Genomic DNA, 16,929 nt, shown 5'->3' with positions numbered 1-16,929 from the left:
CGTGATTGATCAGTGTGTAGCCGGTGCCAGATCGGGGTTGCCGGTCTGGCGAAAAGTAATCAGCGTGATCAGCAGCGCCAGCACGGCCAGCACGGCGGCGGCCAATGGCACGCTGGTCAGGCCAAGGCCGTGGGCGATAACGCTGCCACCGACCCACGCGCCCAGTGCATTGCCGACGTTGAAGGCGCCGATGTTCAAGGTTGAAACCAGATTGGGTGCGGCCTTGCCGAAGGTCACCACGTTGATCTGCAATGCCGGGACCGCAGCGAAGGCTGCGACGGCCCAGAGGAACAGGGTGATTTCAGTCGGGATCAGCGCGGCGCTGGTCCAGCTCAGCGCGGTCGAGATAACCGCCATCGACACAAACACGGCAATCAGCGTCGTCGACACACGGCGGTCAGCCATCTTGCCGCCAATCATGTTACCGGCTGTCAGGCCCAGGCCGATCAGCAGCAGGGTCCAGGTCACGCCTTGGGGCGATACGCCGGTCACCTCGCCGAGCAGCGGGGCGATGTAGGTAAACAGAGTGAACATGGAGGCTGAAAACAGCGCGGTCATGGTTAGCGACAGCCAGATACCGGCACCTTTGAGTGCAGCCAGTTCGGCGCGCATGTCGAGCTTTTCTTCGTTGCGGTTGGTCGGCAGGTAGCGAATCAGGCCGATCAGCGCGATCACGCCGATGACGGTGACCGCCCAGAAGGTCGAGCGCCAGCCTGCGTATTGACCCAGCGCGGTACCCAATGGCACGCCCAGCACGTTGGCCAGGGTCAGGCCGGTGAACATCAAGGCCACCGCCGATGCGCGACGGTTGGCAGGCACCAGTCCTGCCGCCACGACCGAACCGATGCCGAAGAATGCGCCGTGGCACAGTGCAGTCACTACACGGGCGAACATCAGCACGTTGTAGTCACTGGCCAGCGCGCAGAGTAGATTGCCGATGATGAAAATTCCCATCAGCGTGACCAGCGCGGCTTTGCGCGGCAGTTTGGCGGTGGCCATGGCCATGAACGGTGCGCCAACCGCCACGCCGAGTGCGTAGCCGGTCACCAGCCAGCCAGCGCCGGGGATGGAAACGCCCAGGTCGGCGGCAACGTCAGGCAACAGGCCCATGATGACGAATTCAGTGGTGCCGATGGCGAAGGCGCTCAGGGCCAGAATGAGTAGCGAAAGGGGCACGGGGCATCTCCGGGAAAGCAAAAGGTGAAAAATCAGGTCGGGTTGTTCAGCTCTTTGATCAGCGCCTGCACGAACGCTTCGATGACTTCTTCGTTGCGTCTGAAGAAGTGCCATTGGCCAACTTTCTTGCTGCTGATCAGGCCGGCGCGTTGCAGCGTCGCCAAGTGGGCCGACACGGTGGATTGGGACAATCCTGCGCGCTGATCGATCTGGCCGGCGCAGACGCCGTGTTCGATCGAGTGTTCCTGCGCAGGAAAAGTCGTGCGCGGGTCCTTCAGCCAAGTCAGGATTTCTCGGCGGACCGGGTGGGCCAGGGCTTTTATTATGTCGTCGAGGTCGATCTGCATGTCGTTCTCACAGGCGGTGTAGCGATATATCGCGATAGGACGAACCTTATATCTGTATTTCGCGATATACAAATATGATTTTGTGCTTAGAAGCAGACAAATCGGTATATCGGGTTATATCGATATATGGACCGGCACCCCGAAAGCGGCGTAGGCTTGGCACCATGAACTATCTGGCGCATCTTCATCTAGGCGGGCATCGGCCCGCGCAACTGCTCGGCAGCCTGTATGGCGACTTCGTCAAAGGTCCATTGCCGGGGCGTTTTCCTGCGGAGCTTGAAGCCGCCATTCGCCTGCATCGGCGCATTGATGCCTTCACCGACAATCATCCGCTGATCAAGGCATCGATTGCTCGTTTCCCGGCCCAGCGGCGTCGGTACGCAGGCATCATGCTCGATGTGTTTTTCGACCATTGCCTGGCGCGTGACTGGCACCGTTACGCGGACATGCCGCTTGATGCGTTCACCCGCAAGGTCTATGGCACGCTGGCTACCGAACCGCAATTGCCCGAGCGCTTGGCGCTGATCGCACCGCGTATGGCAGCTCAGGACTGGCTGGGTTCGTATCGGGATTTTGCGGTGCTTGAGCAGGTGCTGAACGGGATATCCCGACGTCTGTCACGACCCGAAGGGCTGGCGGGCGGCATGCAGGAATTGCAGGCGCTGTACCAGCCCTTGAGTGCCGATTTCGCCGAGTTCTATCCGCAACTGGAGGCGTTCGCTCAGGCCGCTCTGGCCGGGCGCGAGACCACTTCAGCCGGTTGAACCGGTTTGCCGATCACGGGTTCACCAAACAATGCCATCTGCACGGCCTGCTGGGCCTTGAAGGCCAGGGCGGCGCGTTCCTGATCCGCCGTCGGGATCGGCGTCAGTAAATGAATGTGCACGTCGCTTTGCTCGTTGGCGAACAGCCGACGCAGGTGCGACAGCAGATCATCGTCACCAATGAACGGAGCAATCGGGTCCGGCTTGCCATCACGCGAATAGCCGATGGCGACCGGCTGGATCGGCACACCCGCTTCGATGGCGCTGGACAGCAGGCGACCGTGGAAGGTGCGCAGGCTTTTGCCGTCGGTGGTGGTGCCTTCCGGGAAGATCAGCAGTGCGTTGCCTTGTTGCAGGTGATTGCACATCTGCTTCTGAATCAGGCGGCTGTCGCCCGACCCACGACGAATGAACAGCGTTCCGGCTTTCAAGGCCAGCCAGCCGGCCACCGGCCATGTCCGCACCTCGGCTTTGGACAGAAACGACAGCGGTGCGAGCATGCCCAGCAAGGCGATGTCGGTCCAGGACACATGGTTGCTGACCCACAGCATCGGCTGGCTGGGCAGTTCGCCAGTCACGGTCACGCGAAACGGCAGGGCATTGGTCAAGCGCGCCATGAACCAGCGGCTCCAGCGCTGCCTGCGTTCCATCGAGCCGCCGATTCTGGTGCGTTCCAGAATCGCGAACGTCCCGGCTATCGTCAGCCCGAGCGCCACCACCAGCAGCACACGGATCACGCGGGCATAACCGCGTAACCGGCTCATTACACTGCCGCCTTGAAGTGGCGGGCGTAGCGCGGGCACAAGTCGTCGCGCTTGAGCAGAATGAACACGTCGGCGACCTGAAAATCTTCGTCCCAGCACGGCTCGCCGCAAATCCTGGCACCCAGGCGCATGTAGGCCTTAAGCAGCGGGGGCATCTCGCAGATCACGTTGCTCGGGATGTCGAGCGTTGGCAGCGGGTTCTTCGGCTCGGCGCGCAGGTGTTCGTTGCACAGGTAGCGTTCGCGCAGGCGTTGCATGATCGCGTGGGCCTGAATGCCGCCGTCCTGCATCGGGATGCTCGCGCAGCCCATCAGGTAGCTGTAGCCGCCTTCGTTGAGCACTTCGGCCAGTTCGCTCCACAACACCGCGATGGTGCCGCCGTTGCGGTAGGCCGGATCAACACAGGTGCGCCCCAGTTCCAGAATCGGGCCTTGCAGATGCGCCAGGCCATGCAGGCTGAACTCTTCTTCGCTGTAAAAGCTGCCAAGCGTGTTGGCTGCCTTATGGTCGAGCAATCGCGTGGTGGCCACTAGACGCCCGGTGTTCAGATCGCGAACCCCGATGTGCGAGCAGTGGATATCGTAGTCGTCGATATCCAGGCCTTGTTCAGCACCCTTGAGGCGGGCGTTGAACTCTTCGCTGAACACACTGAAACGCAAGGCCTGTGCTTCCTGCAAGGCGCGCGCTCCAATCAGGCGTTCGGCCTGAAGACGACGTTCAGAAGTGTTGTCACGAATGCGGGCGATCTGGGTCATACGAATCTCCATGAGCCAGCCTGCAGGTGTGGCTGGTTGACTGATTTGTCCAGGCGCTTTGCCGTAGTTGCAGGCTAGGGAGATGGCGTGTCATGGCTGTGAAGCTTTGGTGATGGTTATGTGACGAGAAACGCTGCGGCCATTTCCTCTGCTTCAGGTCTTGAAGGCTGCAGGGCGGCGCAGATTTGTGACGCAGAGCGTCATGCGAATGTGTTCCCACGCTGGAGCGTAAGGAACGAGTGGCTTACGAAAGATCACCATCGATGACTATCGTGCCCATGCTCCGCGTGGGAACGCAGTTCGTGACGCTCTGCGTCACACGGCGGTTTTTCTTTTTCAGGTGGATTGGGGTTCGACTCAGATCACCTTTTCGCCCCTCGGCGACCTACTTTGATGGGGCCAAAGTAGGCAAAACCCGCAGCTCCGTTTCCGGCCCGACTTCGTCGGGTTCCTTCGCCCTGTCACTGATCCGGGGGCCGCCGCAACGCGCCATCCATGGCGCGGTGCGGCTAGCCTGGCGTCCTGCCAGGCTACCCCCGGATCAGTGACAGGACTCAGCCGTCACTTACGTCGCACTCTGCGTCGTCTGTGCCATCTTGCTCGAAAGCGCTTTAGAGCAATCTGGCTAAAGGCACGGCTTGTGAGCTGATGACCATCGTCCCCACGCTCGCGTGGGCATGCCGTTCTGGACGCTCTGCGTCTGCTCTAGGGTTGATAGCTGACTGTCATGAAACGCTGGTACGGTATGCGGATTATTCTGTAGAGGCCCTGTCATGCTGCGTAGATTTGTCCGCCTGTGTCTGGTTCTGATCTTGGGCTTCAATGCCCAAGGCGTCGTTGCTCAAAAATGGCCGACAGAGCAATGGTCCTCTCAGCCTGTGCCGCGATCGGCGGCAATCGAAGAACTCGAGGCCTATGCCTTCCCGCCCCGTGACGAGGCCACGCGCGAAGGCATCCGCACCGATGCGCTGCTGGTCGTCCGCGATGGCGAAGTGGTCTACGAGCGCTATGCTGGCGTTACCACCGTCCAGACCCCGCACCTGACCTGGTCAATCAGCAAAAGCATCATGGCCACTGTGCTTGGCGTGGCCTTCACAGAAGGCCGCTTTCAACTGAGTGATCCGGTCGCGAAGTTCTATGCGCCATTCCAGAGCCATCCCGATATCACCCTCACGGATCTGATGCACTGGGCCTCAGGTCTCGACTGGCAGGAAGATTACGAATACGCACCGCTCAACTCCTCTGTCGTCGCCATGCTCTATACCCGAGGGCGTGAAGACATGGCGCGCTTTACCGCCGAGCATGCCGCAGCCAGACCACCGGGCAAGGCGTACCTGTACTCCAGCGGCGACAGCACGGTGCTGGCTGCTGCGTTGAGAAACATGGTCGGGCCTCAGGCATACCCGGATTATCCGTGGACCGCGCTGTTCGACCCGCTCGGCATTCACAGTGCGGTGTGGGAAACCGACGCCAGCGGCACATTTGTCGGTTCGTCCTATGCCTACATGACCGCGCGCGATCTGGCACGCATTGGCCTGTTGATGCAGCGTGGCGGGGAATGGCAGGGGCGGCAATTACTCAACAAGGAATGGATCGATTTTGTGCTCAGGCCCTTCGCAGGCGAGCAAGTGGACGCGGGCGTTGAAGTGCCCGGCGGCCAATGGTGGCTTAATCGTAGTGCCGATGGCGGCAAAGGGCCGTGGCCGGATGCGCCCTCCGATACGTTTGCCGCATTGGGGCATTGGGGGCAGGCGCTGTATGTCATTCCCAGCCAGAAACTGGTGATCGTGCGCTACGCCGATGACCGTGACGGCACCTACAACCACGACCAAATGCTCAAGCTGACACACGCTGCATTCGGCAAGGAGGCTGGCCAATGAACAGCCGTCGACTCTTCATTCTGCGTCGCCCGTTTAGCAGCCTGCTATTGCTGATTGTTGCTGCCCTCGCTGTGCTTGCCTGGCAGTACCGCGTGAACCTGCAGGCGTTTCCGACCATCATCAGTGCTTACACCGCCAAGGAGTATTGCTCGTGCCGGTACGTGATGAACAACCCCGAAGCGTATTGCCGCAGCTACGCCAAACAGTACGTGCCCAGTACCCTGACGGACGACGCCGCGCAGAAAAAAGTCGTGGCCAGTGGGCTTGGGCGGACCAGCAGCGCGTCGTGGCAAGGTGAGCGGCAGGGCTGCCGCCTGTTGCCGTCAACGCCGTAAAAAAATCAGGCCGAACATAGCGGTTTGCCGGAGGTCTGACAGGCGGTAAGGTAGCCGCCAATCGCACGTCTGGAGTTTGCATGAACAACCTGAATCGCCTGCTGCTGGTCATGCTGGCCGCAGTAGCGTTACCTGCCCATGCGAGCTGGTACCTGGATAACGAGTCGTCTCGACTCTCGTTCACTTCGACCAAAAACGCCGATATTGCCGAAGTACATCGCTTTCTGGTGTTGCACGGCAAGGTCACCAGCAAAGGGCTGGCTGAAGTGGAGGTCGAGACCGAGTCGGTCAGCACTGGCATCCCCCTGCGTGATGAGCGCCTTCGCGAGCAAGTGTTTCAGGTGGGCAGGTTCCCGGCCGCACAGATCAGCGCTCAACTCGACATGCGCCCCATCAATGCCCTGGCGCCCGGCGCGCAGCTGGAATTGCGCTTGCCGCTGACCGTCAGCCTGCGCGGCAAGAGCCACAGCTATAACGCTGAACTGCTCGCCACGCGCCTTGATGAGCGTCGCTTTCAAGTGGTCACCCTGGAGCCGCTGGTGCTGCATGCTCAGGACTTCGATATGGTCCCGGACTTCAATGCCCTGCGCAGTGCAGCAGGGCTGTCGGCCGTCAGCCTGTCGGTCCCGGTCGGGGCTGTCCTGATCTTCTCGGCGCGCTGATATGAACGGTGCGATTTTCCCGTGGCGTGAAGACAGCCGCTTTCAATTGCTGATTGATGGCCCGGCTTTTTTCCCGCGCATGATTGCAGCCATCGATCGCGCAGAGCAGCAGGTCGATCTGGAGCTGTACCTGGTCGAAGCCGGGGCCTGCGCCGATGCGGTGGTGCGGGCGCTGGTCGAGGCGGGCAGGCGCGGTGTGATCGTGCGCTGCCTGTTTGACGACTTCGGCTCGAAAGCGTTTGATGCCGGGCTGCGCAAACAGCTGACTGACGCAGGCGTCATCCTGCGCTTTTACAACCCGATCCACTGGCGGCGCGGCGTGCGCAATTTCTACCGCGACCATCGCAAGATACTGGTGGTGGACAAGGCCCTTGCCGTGGTCGGCGGCACCGGTGTAACCGACGAATTCTGGGAGCCCGACAAGGATGTCAGCCAGTGGCACGAGGTCATGGTGGAAATCGCCGGGCCGCTGGTGCTCGACTGGCAAGCGCTGTTCGACCGTCAGTTTCACGCCAACGCCCGACGCTTTGCCTGGCGCCCGAAACAAAACTTTGGTCTCGATCACCTGCCCAAAGCGCCTGTCACTGGCGAGGGGCTGGGGCGGGTAGCGTATGCCGACTCCCGCCAGCACCGGGACATTCTGCAATCGCTGGTGCGCACCCTGCACAGCGGCCAGAAACGCATCTGGCTGGCGACACCGTATTTTCTGCCCACCTGGAAAGTCCGCCGCGCATTGCGCAGCGCGGCGGCGCGTGGTGTCGATGTACGTTTGCTGCTGACCGGGCCGCGCACCGATCACCCGTCCGTGCGCTACGCCGGTCACCGCTACTACCCGCGCCTGCTCCGCGCCGGGGTCAAAGTCTTTGAATACCAGCCGTGCTTTCTGCACCTGAAAATGGTCCTGATCGACGACTGGGTAAGCATCGGCTCGTGCAACTTCGATCACTGGAACCTGCACTTCAACCTGGAAGCCAACCTCGAAGCCCACGATCCAGGCCTGACCCGGGACGTAGCCGCCAGCTTCGAAAAAGACTTCGCCCTGAGCACCGAAATCACCCTGGAAGACTGGAAAGCCCGGCCCCTGTGGCGACGCGTCAAACAGCGCCTGTGGGGCTGGATTGACCGGCTGGTGGTTAACTTGTTGGATCAGCGTAATTGAGGGGGTGAGCGGGGCTGGCTTTGGCCCCGCATTGGCATCTCCTTTTTATCGACATCGAAACGCGCCCCCCGGATTGAGCGCGTTTGCAGGGAAAAGGACGGAAAGTGGGTAACGAAAGGAACGACGGGCCAAAGCAGGAAAGCCTTAATCTTAAATTCAACTATAAGTTTTTCTTCTGGTTGCTGTTCTCGATTGTGGTCTTAAAGCTGACTCTGTTCGACTATCTGGACAGTAGGTCGGGCGCTGACGAAGTGGTGATGAAGCGTGAGCTGCCGCAGGGTGACTGGCTTTACATCACACGCTACCTTGCACCCGCGACAGATCTGAATACATTGCGGTTTTACATCAGTAAACGCCTTGAAGGCAGCGATTCGGAAGTGTTGAAGGCATTGAACGAAGACAGTCTCTTCCTGCTGACGGACAGCGAACTGAGCGACGTAAAGATTTCTGACACACCCAACGGTGTGGGCGTAGAGGTAACGGGCGTTGTTTATCAGTATTTCAGCAAGCAGTACATTAGCGAGGACGAAACGTTGAAGAGCTATCGGATTACATTGAATCAGCATGATGTGTCCCCGCCCTATCGATAATGTGCGGGACAGCATGCCTCTAACTAAAATAGCCTGTGCAGCGTTTGCTGGACAGGCCTGAGGTGTGAAGAGAGTGTTAAGGTTGTTTGATGTTCTTCATGTAAGTATGATTCTCCCTGTGAGGACTGACGTCATTTATAGTCTTGCATATAGGTATGGTTCGGATCTACGACAGTCTTTTTTGTCAAGGCATCCAGTTCCTTGCTGTGGTACAGATCCAGGCACTTCAAGAGATCAAATTTCACGCCTTTGATCTGTGACTCAGTCAACGGGTTTGTGTAGTCTCTGGCAAGGTATTTTTTGACCAGCGCCTGGATTTCGTCAGGACCCACCTCCCAATCGTAGTTTGCCCAGTCTTCCATCGCGCTGACGCTGCTACCCGCGTCAATTCCGATCTTCACATCGTAGGCGTAGGCATTCGCTATACAGTTGGCAAGAACCAGGTCCTTGTAGTTCTGCGCATAGCTTCTGTGCATGCCTTCGGGTGAAGAGGTTGGGGTGTATGCAAAACCGTTGGAAGTTACGGCTGTGAAAACTACGGTTGTGATTGCAAGAGATAGCCTCATTATACGTAACTCCATTTGCTGTCTACGGTTGCTTGTAGTCTTGCACGTCGGTATGTGTGGGATTGATTACTGCTTTTTTTGTCTGAGTATCCAGCTCTTTGCTGTGGTAAAGATCAAGGCATTTGAGCAGCTCAAATCTTACGCCTTTTATCTCGGGCTCAACAAGCGGGTTTGTATAGTCTCTTGCGAGATAGTTGTCTATTAGCTCTCTAGGTTTTTCAGGGCTTATTTCCCAATCATAGTTAGCCCACTCGCGTAACGCAGTGACGCTACTGCCAGCGTCAGTCCCGACGTTGTCACTATGTTTGTACGCGCTCGCAATGCAGGTGGCAAGAACCATGTCTTTATAGTTTTGCGCGTGGGTTCTATACATTCCTTCTGGCGATGCTGGCTGAGCAGGTGCGGGGATATTAAAAGCGGTAAGTGTGAGGCAGATTAGTGTGCTCTTAGAAGGTGATTTCATTAAGTAAGGCTCAAGGAGTTTTCTGAGAGCTTGGTGAACGTGAAATCACTCAAGGACGTCCGACCCGACGAGGCACCTCCTGAAGAACTCGCCGTGGCTGAGGTGCTTTGGTGCATGCCGAAACCATACCCAGTGATCTCGATGCAGTCCTTGTAGCGGTCATCCAGCGCTTCGCCTGGAATGCCTTCGATTTTGATGTACGCATCAACTGCCATGTTTCAAATCTCCAAGTTCGATCGGTCTTACGTTGCATACAGGTTTCCATATGTTTCAGTAGCGTAATCTTTATTTTTATCGAACGTGGTGGTCAGCAACCTTTGGTGTTGACTGAAATATCTCTACTTTTTGTCAGAATGGTCGTACAGACTCTTTCGACCTCTGTGCATTGTCAGGGGGCTACCTTGTAAATGAGAGCGGGCTTGCTTTGAGTTGTGGTTGCAAGTACCGAGTGTTGTTAATGTTGGGGGCGGTGGCGCGAGTCTACAATTTAAAATGATTGATGGGTTTCACTCCGAGCGTAAAATGGCTGATCGGATCCAGTACGGGGTCTATTTGGCGCTGCACCCACATTGCCTCCATTTGAAACTCGGTCAGTGAAATACTTGTCCCTTTACCGATCGGCGTTTCATTGAGGTAGAGGTCTAACAGGTGAGGAGTGCTGGATTCAAGCCCAGAGGTGATGCTGAGGGTTTTTGTGTTCATAACGTATTGGTTTTCTACAAGGGAAGGTAACACTCCAAAGAAACCCAATGATTTTGACACGGTCTCATATTGATATCGAATAACATCGCTCGCATGGTAGTCATTCGATTTGCTGGCTTTAAAATTGGATTGAATCATCCACTTTTCGGGTGTGTAAGTGTTCGTGAATTCATCAACGTTATTCCAGTGTCTGGATGTTATTTCGTAGGGTTTTTTGACAGTGTCATGATCATGGTTGAATAGTGTTGTAACGATGCCGTGGCTCATCCATGAGCGCTCATTCAACAAGTCTATACGCTGCTGCAGGTTGGCATTGTAGTACCAGGCAGGTGCGTATGCGTACCCTGCTCCCAGGAACCTGGGAGGGTCATTCCACAGCGCTCCGGCTCTGGCGTCCGCAGTCACTTGATCGTTAGAGGCTTCGGATAAGTAGGTGTCTTTAAAGTATGAAGGAAGGGCGGGTTCGTTTGGTGCGTATGCTGCGGCGATTCGCTCGCCTACTCTCCCATCTTTGTCTATTAACATGACGGGGTTGTTCGATACGAAATTATAGGCGTTCAACCCATCCACATCCCCCGCCGGATCCGGATTTATCCACCGCTGTAGCCACGGCGCGTAATACCTGAACCCGTAATAATAAAGCCCGCTCGCATCGCGCTCCTTACCCGAGTAACGCACTGTCTTGTACTTCGCTTCAACCGCACTGCGCGCCGCCCACCAGGCCGTGCCACCAAAGGGGTAATAATTTTCCTGGCTGATCAGACCGCCTTGCTGATCAAGCTCCAGCGTGCTTGAGCCCAGATGATCACCCAGGCTGTAACGCACCTGATCGTTCGCAATAGAATCCGGTTTTCCAGCCTCCCAGTGCAACACCCGCACACTGTTGCGACCCGCCTGAGTTGTAACGACATGAAGGATTTCGCCATCGGCCGTAGTACGAATTTCCAGCCCCGGCAGGTAGCGCACTTCATTGATCAGTGTGCGACCTGATGCCTGAGCAGTACTGATCAGGCGACAACGTTGACCCTGGCCGTCATAGACATAGCGTTCGTCATCGTTCGACCCGTCTTTACGTTGCACAGTGGTGATGTGCTGCAACTGATTACGCGCATCCCAGCCCATAACCTGACCACGTACAAGTTGCAGCAGATTGCCATTGGCATCAAAACTCGTGGCGAAATCCACGTCTCCGTCATCGTCGGGCAGGCTGCGATTGCTGTCCGGGGCAACGTGCATGTTGCGGGTGAAGTTGTGCGCGCCTTCGTGGCGCATTTGCAGCAGATTGCCCGCTGCGTCGTAGCTGTAATTCTGTCTGTAGTTGCTGACCTGGCAAGGATCGAGCGTCGGCAGAGGTTGCAGACCGGGCAGCGCCGGACCTTGGCTGGCGCCGTTCCTGACCTCACGACCCGTGGCTTCGATCAACTTATACACAGTGTCGTAACGGTAACGGCTGATCGGTTCGATAAGCTGGTTGTCGCAATACCGGTCTGGTTGAGACGTATCGTTGACGAGCAGGATATTGCCCACCGGGTCATAGCTGTAATTGAGCTTCTGCAGCAGCGTGCCGTCCGCAGAGATCGCGCTCAGCCCGGTCAGCCTGCCGTCCTGCTGATCATAGGCGTAAAGGCTGACTACGCCATTGCCCGCTGTTTCCTGTTCGACCTGATTGAAGGCGTTATAGCGAATCGCGCTGACCAGCGTCTGCGTATGCATGCTGTCGTTCAATATCAGGTCTGTGCTGTGCAGCTGACCGGCCAGATTATGGGTTGAAAGCTGGCTATTACCACTGGCATCAGTCTGCGTCAGCACTTCACCTTGTGCGTTGAAAACGCGACAGGTCTGAAGGCCGGCCGGCTCCAGCAGCTCATTACGATCAGGGTCGGCTGATGGCCAGTCCGCTGCTTCTGCGGCGAGCATGAAATGTCGAGTTTCGCTGAGTACCGAGCCATGCAGGCTGTAATCCTGCAGCAAGCGTGTGCCCGCCGTATCGTCATGGCGAACCAGTTGATTGCACTGGTTGTGTCCTGCCGCATCTGTTTGACCATAGGTGAACAGCTCTGCGCAGCGATTCTGTTCGATGATCCTTGTCGGGCGCAGCAGCAGGTCGTACTCGAGCTGTCTCTCGGTGCCGCGGCCATCCCAGCAGTGCAAGACCTGGCCCGCCTCGCCGAATAACACCCGTTGCCAGCCGGCATCGACACTCTCGGTGGCCAACGTTTTGCCGCCAAGGCCGTAGACAGTGCTCCGGTTGGCGCTGGCCAGACGTGGATCAGTGGCGGCGATCATTCTGCCTGCCAGGTCGAAACGCCGCTTGGTAACCCGCATTGCGGCGGCTTCTGCGACTTCGGTTCGATGTAAGAGGACCTGGCGCACGACCAGCCCACGAACCTCGGAAACGAGCAGTTCCGGCGTATGGGAATGTACCGCGCTATTAACCACGCTCGGCTGCCTTTCTCGCGGCCAGCACTTCCTCCGCTGTATCGTTTTCGTCCTCACTGATGGTGTACCAGACCCGATAGGTCTGCCGGAGCATCCAGCCTTTGGCGGTGATTGTGATGGTCGGACGCCCCAGCGGGTCGTAGAACTGTTTGTCGACAATGTTTTGTGAGCGTATCGATGCGTCGTTCACATACAGATGACTGTTGGCGAAATACGGTCGGTAAACGCGCACCGCCAGGCCTTTATTGTTGTATTCCACACGTTCACTGATACGCCAGCGCGGTGATGCGTGGACAATTTTCGGCTTACCGTCGACCAGTTCCAGATTGCCCCATTCATCGACTGAATAGGCGTCGCCGTCCTCCACCTTTTGACGGGTTTGCAGCGTGCGACCGAAGCCGTCTATCGACGCCATGCTGATGCGGATCTGCTTGTCCAGGTCTTCCGGGTAGCGGTCTGCAACCAGGACAGCGGTTGCCAGCGGGATGTGGACCAGCCCCAGAGCCGTGTTGCCGTCGTAATAGAGCGCGCTGGCTTGCTTGCCCAGAGCGTATTCGGGTTGCAGCGCTACCTCGCCGGCAGAAGCCCAATAATGCCCGGCGCGATTGAGTGGAGGAAAACCGACTGCCTCACCCAGTTCCGTGCCGTAAAAGCTGGTTGCCCATACTCTGCCGAAGGCGTCGTAATCAGCTTCCTGACGGTTCTGATTGGGGTCGATGATTCGTTTTGGTTGCAGCACACGATAATCGTATTCAGCGGTAGTGACGCAGCCTGCCGGGTCGGTGATGCGAGTCGCGAACAGATGGTAGGCGTCGTATTCGACGAGACTCCAGCCGTGACTGCGCGTGGGCCTGAACTGAGTAGGATGAAAGAAGTGCTCCTGACCGGCGTAAGTGGCGAAGCCGCGTTTTACCGACCATAGATTCAGGCTGTCTGCTGGCAGAAAGCTTGGCATCTGCTGATAACCGATCTCGACGAGTTTTTCGGCCAGAGTGACGCTGTCCATGACCCGCTCGTAGGCGCTCAGTGCATGATCATCCAGTTCAGCCGTTTCAACGGCGTCGGCCAGCGCCTGAAAGGACGCCTCGCCATCGCCGCAACCGATGTAGCGTTGCACCGACAGACTGGTGAGCGTACGTGGCAAGGTTGCGAAGGGCCCGGACGGATCGGCGAACTGTTCGTAGCTGATCTGCGCAGGCGTCAAGGCGCTTGCCGGAATGAGCATGGCGTCGCCGCGTGTGCGGTAAGGCAGCCCCAGACGCCAGCTCTGCGGGCTGTCCAGGTGAATTGCTTCGGCGTGCATTTCATTCAGGTAGAACTGTTGCTGGGCGTCGTCGTGTGACGCCTCCCACCATTGTTGCTGGTGAGGGTCCGCAAAGGGTGGCGCGTCACCCGGTTTCTTGCGCCGGGCATAGTTGACGCTGACTGAGTGGAGCGTCGAGCCGTAGCGGTCCCACGCCAGGTTCAGGCTGTGTTCGCACATCGGGTCCTCCAGTTCCTCGGCCTCGTAACGATAGGTGATGACTTCCAGGCTCAGCGGCAGCATCGACGCGTAGGGTCGATGTGCGCTCAATGCTTGCAGTTGGCGAACCAGATAACGGCAGGACCGGGTCGAATACAGCACTGTGGGACGTTGACTGGCGTCGAGTCCAAAGACTTCGCTGCGCAGTACCGAGCCGCTCAGCGCTCGCGCCATTTCCTGCAAGGTCGCGTCATCCGCGTCCGTTATTGGCTGCTCTGTCTGGGTTGCGGCGTCGAGGCGGGACAACACATGCTCGCCGGGCAAGCGTGCCAGGAGATCGCTGCGGTCATGGTCGGTGCAGGATCTGGCAGGATAGCGTCCGGTGTGGAACCAGGTCTTGTTCAATACCGGAGCGGTAAAGTCTTCCTGATCCTGCGACGACGTTTCGGTGTCGGTCTGCAGGAGCAGGCCGAAGCCTCGAAACTCCCGTTCGCGAGGGTCATAGAAACCCTGCCGATAGCGGAACAACTGAGTCAGCGTATTGCCAGTGACCTTGTCCTGCATGGTTTGCCTGACGACCACATGAACCGGGAACGGTAATTCCGAGACAGCAACGCTGCCTGCGGTCCGCAGCTCGTTTTTTTCGTCCAGCCATTCCTGCGCCGAACTGCGATAGCTGACTTCTCCGGCAGCACCGAGATTGTTGTCCGAGGCCTTCAGCAAATAAGGTTTGCGCACCGAGCCTGCCCGGTCCGCCGCGTAATAAAGGCTCCAGTGCCGTGGCGCCATGTGCGGTACGGTCAGTACCAGGCTGGAGAAACCGAGGCCCAGCAGATCGACCGCACTGAACTGACAGAACCGGTCATAACGCACGCCCTCCGGCCAGCGCTGATCGAAGGGCGCGGCCAGACCGTTGCCGCCCCGGTTCATGAAGACCTGAAAGCCATCGGCTTGCAGGTACAGCACGTCACTGGCACCTGAACCGTCCAGGTCGGCCAGCCGCACCTGGCTCGAATCAAAGGCTTCATACGTGTAGGGCAGGGTGGCAAACAACTGGCCCTTGCCGAACCGGCCTCGGCCCAGATTTGGCCAGACGCGGATCTCGTTGTGCCGGATCCGGATCAGGTGTTGTTGCCCCGTACCCAGAAGGTCGCTAAACGCCACGAGTTCAGTGGAACTGTCGCTGAGCAATGGCAGGCGATCCTCGTCGTGAGGGATGTCCACTGCTGCGGCGAATCCATCGGCTCGACGGTTGGCATACAGGCGAACGCTACGTGGGCCAATCAAGGCCAGATCTGACAGCCCGTCGCCGACCAGATCCGCCATCTGGCCTTGCGGGTGGAAAAACTCTGCAGGAAAAGCCGAGAACGTGGCGTAGTTCGACCAGCTTCGATCAGGGTTGAGGGTAAAGAATCCGGCCATTCCCGGTTGGGCGACTACCCAGTCCAGCCGTCCGTCGCCGGTCAGATCTGTGAGGGTCTGACGTACCGGTGTGGCTGAATCAGCCGTGGGGATGCGGGGTAGCGGTTGACAGGCTCCGTAGGCAACGGCGTCCGCTCCGCCAGCGGTATCACGGACTGGTTCTCGATAGAGCCAGGCCTTGTCGTCTCGGTACAGAATGCCGGGCAAGCCGTCGCCATACAGATCGACCAACTGGTATTGCTGGCCGTCATTCAGGCCGGCCATGGGCTCCAGTGGCGTGTAGATGCCCGACTCAAGACTGAAATCGGTGTATTGAAATTGCACAGGAGGTTGCTGATCGACGCGCCGCCAGTCCGTGCCATCCCATGCCTGCGAATGCGCCGCGCTCAGCAAGTTGTAGCCGAGCGTTGTCTGAAGGTGCTCCAGCAGCAGTCGCCGGGTCAGCAGCGGGGCTTCTCCGAGTTCATTCGGGAAGTGATGGAACATCAAAACCTGCCGGCACATTCGCAGATTACCCAGCTCAAATCCATAGGCGAAACTTGAATGCGGATCACTGCGCACCGGCCAGGTAAATTGCTCGTCGTATTCGGGGGGCGGCTCACTGCGGGTGTCGCGCTGGTCATAGTCGAATATCAGGTCGAAATGCCACAGCAAACCGTCCAGCGAATCTTCCTGCCACAGGTAAAGTACGGAGTGCGCCTTGGCATTGCCGTAGCGAACCCGGCTCAGGTAGCGTTGGGCGCGGAAGTTTCTCGGGTGATCCTCCGCCAGGCCCTGATGGTCTTCGGGCTTGTATTCATAGAGGATGTGTTCGCCGATGGCATTCATGCTTTCATCCAGCAACCATTCGGCAACCCGATTCATGTCTGCCGGGTCGGCAATGCGCGACGAGGTCCTCCTGCCATAAAGGTTCAGGCTGCCGTCGGCACCGTGAATCAGCCAGAAGCCGGGATCTGCAATGTCTACGCGCCAATGCTCGATGCGCGCAAAGGCCCCTTCGACTCGGCTGAAGTAACGCACCACCTGATAAGTCGCATTCAAATCATGACCGTTGTAGCGGCTGACCTGAGTCGAAACCAGCGCGCCGCTGTCGTCGCGTTCGGGCAGGCAGACATCGCCTCCGGGGCCGAAAATGAGGTCGTCGTCGGTGTAGTTTGGTACGCCCTTGCTGGCACGACGCGCCACTTTGCTGGTGTTCATGTTCCAGCCAAGTCCGAATACGCCGTTGCCGGAAGTGCTCTGATAACTCAGCGACAGGGCGGGCGCGTAACCGCGGCCCTGGCTGATCGGCAGGGCGATTTCCAGTGACGCCGCGCCGCTGGTGCCAACGGCTCCCCAGCCCTTGCCGATGCTTTGAATCGCGCCACCGCCTTTGGGTAATGACGGAGTGGCTACAGCCGGTTGCAGGGACGGCGGCGATTGATTTTGCGATTGAGCTTCCAT

At 58.2% G+C, this 16,929-nt stretch carries 14 protein-coding genes and 1 pseudogene; 6 read left to right on the top strand and 9 right to left on the bottom strand.

Features of this window, described 5'->3' with window-relative positions:
* Positions 1 to 9: 9 nt before the first annotated feature.
* Positions 10 to 1,176, bottom strand: a complete 1,167-nt coding sequence (locus QRN38_RS17805; protein ID WP_010208225.1) for an MFS transporter — start codon at positions 1,174 to 1,176, stop codon at positions 10 to 12.
* Positions 1,177 to 1,208: 32 nt separating this feature from the next.
* Positions 1,209 to 1,523 (bottom strand): ArsR/SmtB family transcription factor, encoded by a 315-nt coding sequence (locus tag QRN38_RS17800; RefSeq protein WP_003380932.1) that lies wholly within the window; start codon positions 1,521 to 1,523, stop codon positions 1,209 to 1,211.
* A gap of 164 nt (positions 1,524 to 1,687) precedes the next feature.
* Between QRN38_RS17800 and QRN38_RS17795 the strand changes: the two genes are divergently transcribed.
* A complete protein-coding gene (locus tag QRN38_RS17795; protein ID WP_005768620.1) occupies positions 1,688 to 2,287 on the top strand; it encodes an acyl carrier protein phosphodiesterase in 600 nt (199 codons plus the stop codon).
* Here the strand turns inward: QRN38_RS17795 and QRN38_RS17790 are convergent.
* Both QRN38_RS17790 and olsB read right to left on the bottom strand, forming a co-directional pair.
* Positions 2,245 to 3,051, bottom strand: a complete 807-nt coding sequence (locus tag QRN38_RS17790; RefSeq protein WP_005768622.1) for a lysophospholipid acyltransferase family protein — start codon at positions 3,049 to 3,051, stop codon at positions 2,245 to 2,247. The two genes, QRN38_RS17795 and QRN38_RS17790, sit on opposite strands and share 43 nt — an antisense overlap.
* Positions 3,051 to 3,806: an L-ornithine N(alpha)-acyltransferase gene (gene olsB / locus QRN38_RS17785; protein ID WP_005768625.1), complete on the bottom strand. Its 756-nt coding sequence runs from the start codon at positions 3,804 to 3,806 to the stop codon at positions 3,051 to 3,053. The genes QRN38_RS17790 and olsB overlap by 1 nt, the downstream gene beginning before the upstream one ends.
* 773 nt (positions 3,807 to 4,579) lie before the next feature.
* Here olsB and QRN38_RS17780 point away from each other — a divergent pair.
* The 5 genes from QRN38_RS17780 (at position 4,580) to QRN38_RS17760 (ending at position 8,432) form a co-directional block, all read left to right on the top strand.
* Positions 4,580 to 5,686 carry a serine hydrolase domain-containing protein gene (locus tag QRN38_RS17780; RefSeq protein ID WP_057418249.1) on the top strand — a complete coding sequence of 369 codons (1,107 nt, stop codon included), beginning with the start codon at positions 4,580 to 4,582 and terminating at the stop codon, positions 5,684 to 5,686.
* Complete coding sequence (locus tag QRN38_RS17775) at positions 5,683 to 6,021, top strand: hypothetical protein (RefSeq protein ID WP_005620243.1); 339 nt, start codon at positions 5,683 to 5,685, stop codon at positions 6,019 to 6,021. Before QRN38_RS17780 ends, QRN38_RS17775 begins: the two co-directional genes overlap by 4 nt.
* A gap of 80 nt (positions 6,022 to 6,101) precedes the next feature.
* Entirely contained in the window at positions 6,102 to 6,683 is a 582-nt protein-coding gene (locus tag QRN38_RS17770; RefSeq protein ID WP_005768627.1) for a YceI family protein, read from the top strand.
* A gap of 1 nt (position 6,684) precedes the next feature.
* Complete coding sequence (locus QRN38_RS17765) at positions 6,685 to 7,842, top strand: phospholipase D-like domain-containing protein (protein ID WP_007246215.1); 1,158 nt, start codon at positions 6,685 to 6,687, stop codon at positions 7,840 to 7,842.
* A 104-nt stretch (positions 7,843 to 7,946) separates the two neighbouring features.
* A complete protein-coding gene (locus QRN38_RS17760; RefSeq protein ID WP_005768631.1) occupies positions 7,947 to 8,432 on the top strand; it encodes a hypothetical protein in 486 nt (161 codons plus the stop codon).
* Positions 8,433 to 8,563: 131 nt separating this feature from the next.
* On the opposite strand, the gene QRN38_RS17755 is transcribed toward QRN38_RS17760, so the two are convergent.
* The 5 genes and pseudogenes from QRN38_RS17755 to QRN38_RS17735 form a co-directional block, all read right to left on the bottom strand.
* Positions 8,564 to 8,998, bottom strand: a complete 435-nt coding sequence (locus tag QRN38_RS17755) for a type VI secretion system amidase immunity protein Tai4 (RefSeq protein ID WP_057418250.1) — start codon at positions 8,996 to 8,998, stop codon at positions 8,564 to 8,566.
* Positions 8,999 to 9,020: 22 nt separating this feature from the next.
* On the bottom strand, positions 9,021 to 9,461 hold the full coding sequence (locus QRN38_RS17750) for a type VI secretion system amidase immunity protein Tai4 (protein WP_032710803.1): 441 nt from the start codon (positions 9,459 to 9,461) through the stop codon (positions 9,021 to 9,023).
* Positions 9,462 to 9,475: 14 nt separating this feature from the next.
* Positions 9,476 to 9,676, bottom strand: a pseudogene (locus tag QRN38_RS17745) (type VI secretion system tube protein Hcp); the annotation flags it as partial.
* A 265-nt stretch (positions 9,677 to 9,941) separates the two neighbouring features.
* Positions 9,942 to 12,602: an RHS repeat-associated core domain-containing protein gene (locus QRN38_RS17740; protein WP_057418251.1), complete on the bottom strand. Its 2,661-nt coding sequence runs from the start codon at positions 12,600 to 12,602 to the stop codon at positions 9,942 to 9,944.
* Positions 12,595 to 16,929, bottom strand: coding sequence for a SpvB/TcaC N-terminal domain-containing protein (locus QRN38_RS17735; RefSeq protein WP_057418252.1), 4,335 nt, complete (start codon positions 16,927 to 16,929; stop codon positions 12,595 to 12,597). Before QRN38_RS17735 ends, QRN38_RS17740 begins: the two co-directional genes overlap by 8 nt.

Source organism: Pseudomonas sp. CFBP2511, assembly GCF_030209255.1.
GTDB classification, from domain to species: domain Bacteria; phylum Pseudomonadota; class Gammaproteobacteria; order Pseudomonadales; family Pseudomonadaceae; genus Aquipseudomonas; species Aquipseudomonas avellanae.
The sequence above is the reverse complement of the archived record's forward strand: the minus strand, read 5'-3'. Positions and strand labels throughout refer to the sequence as shown.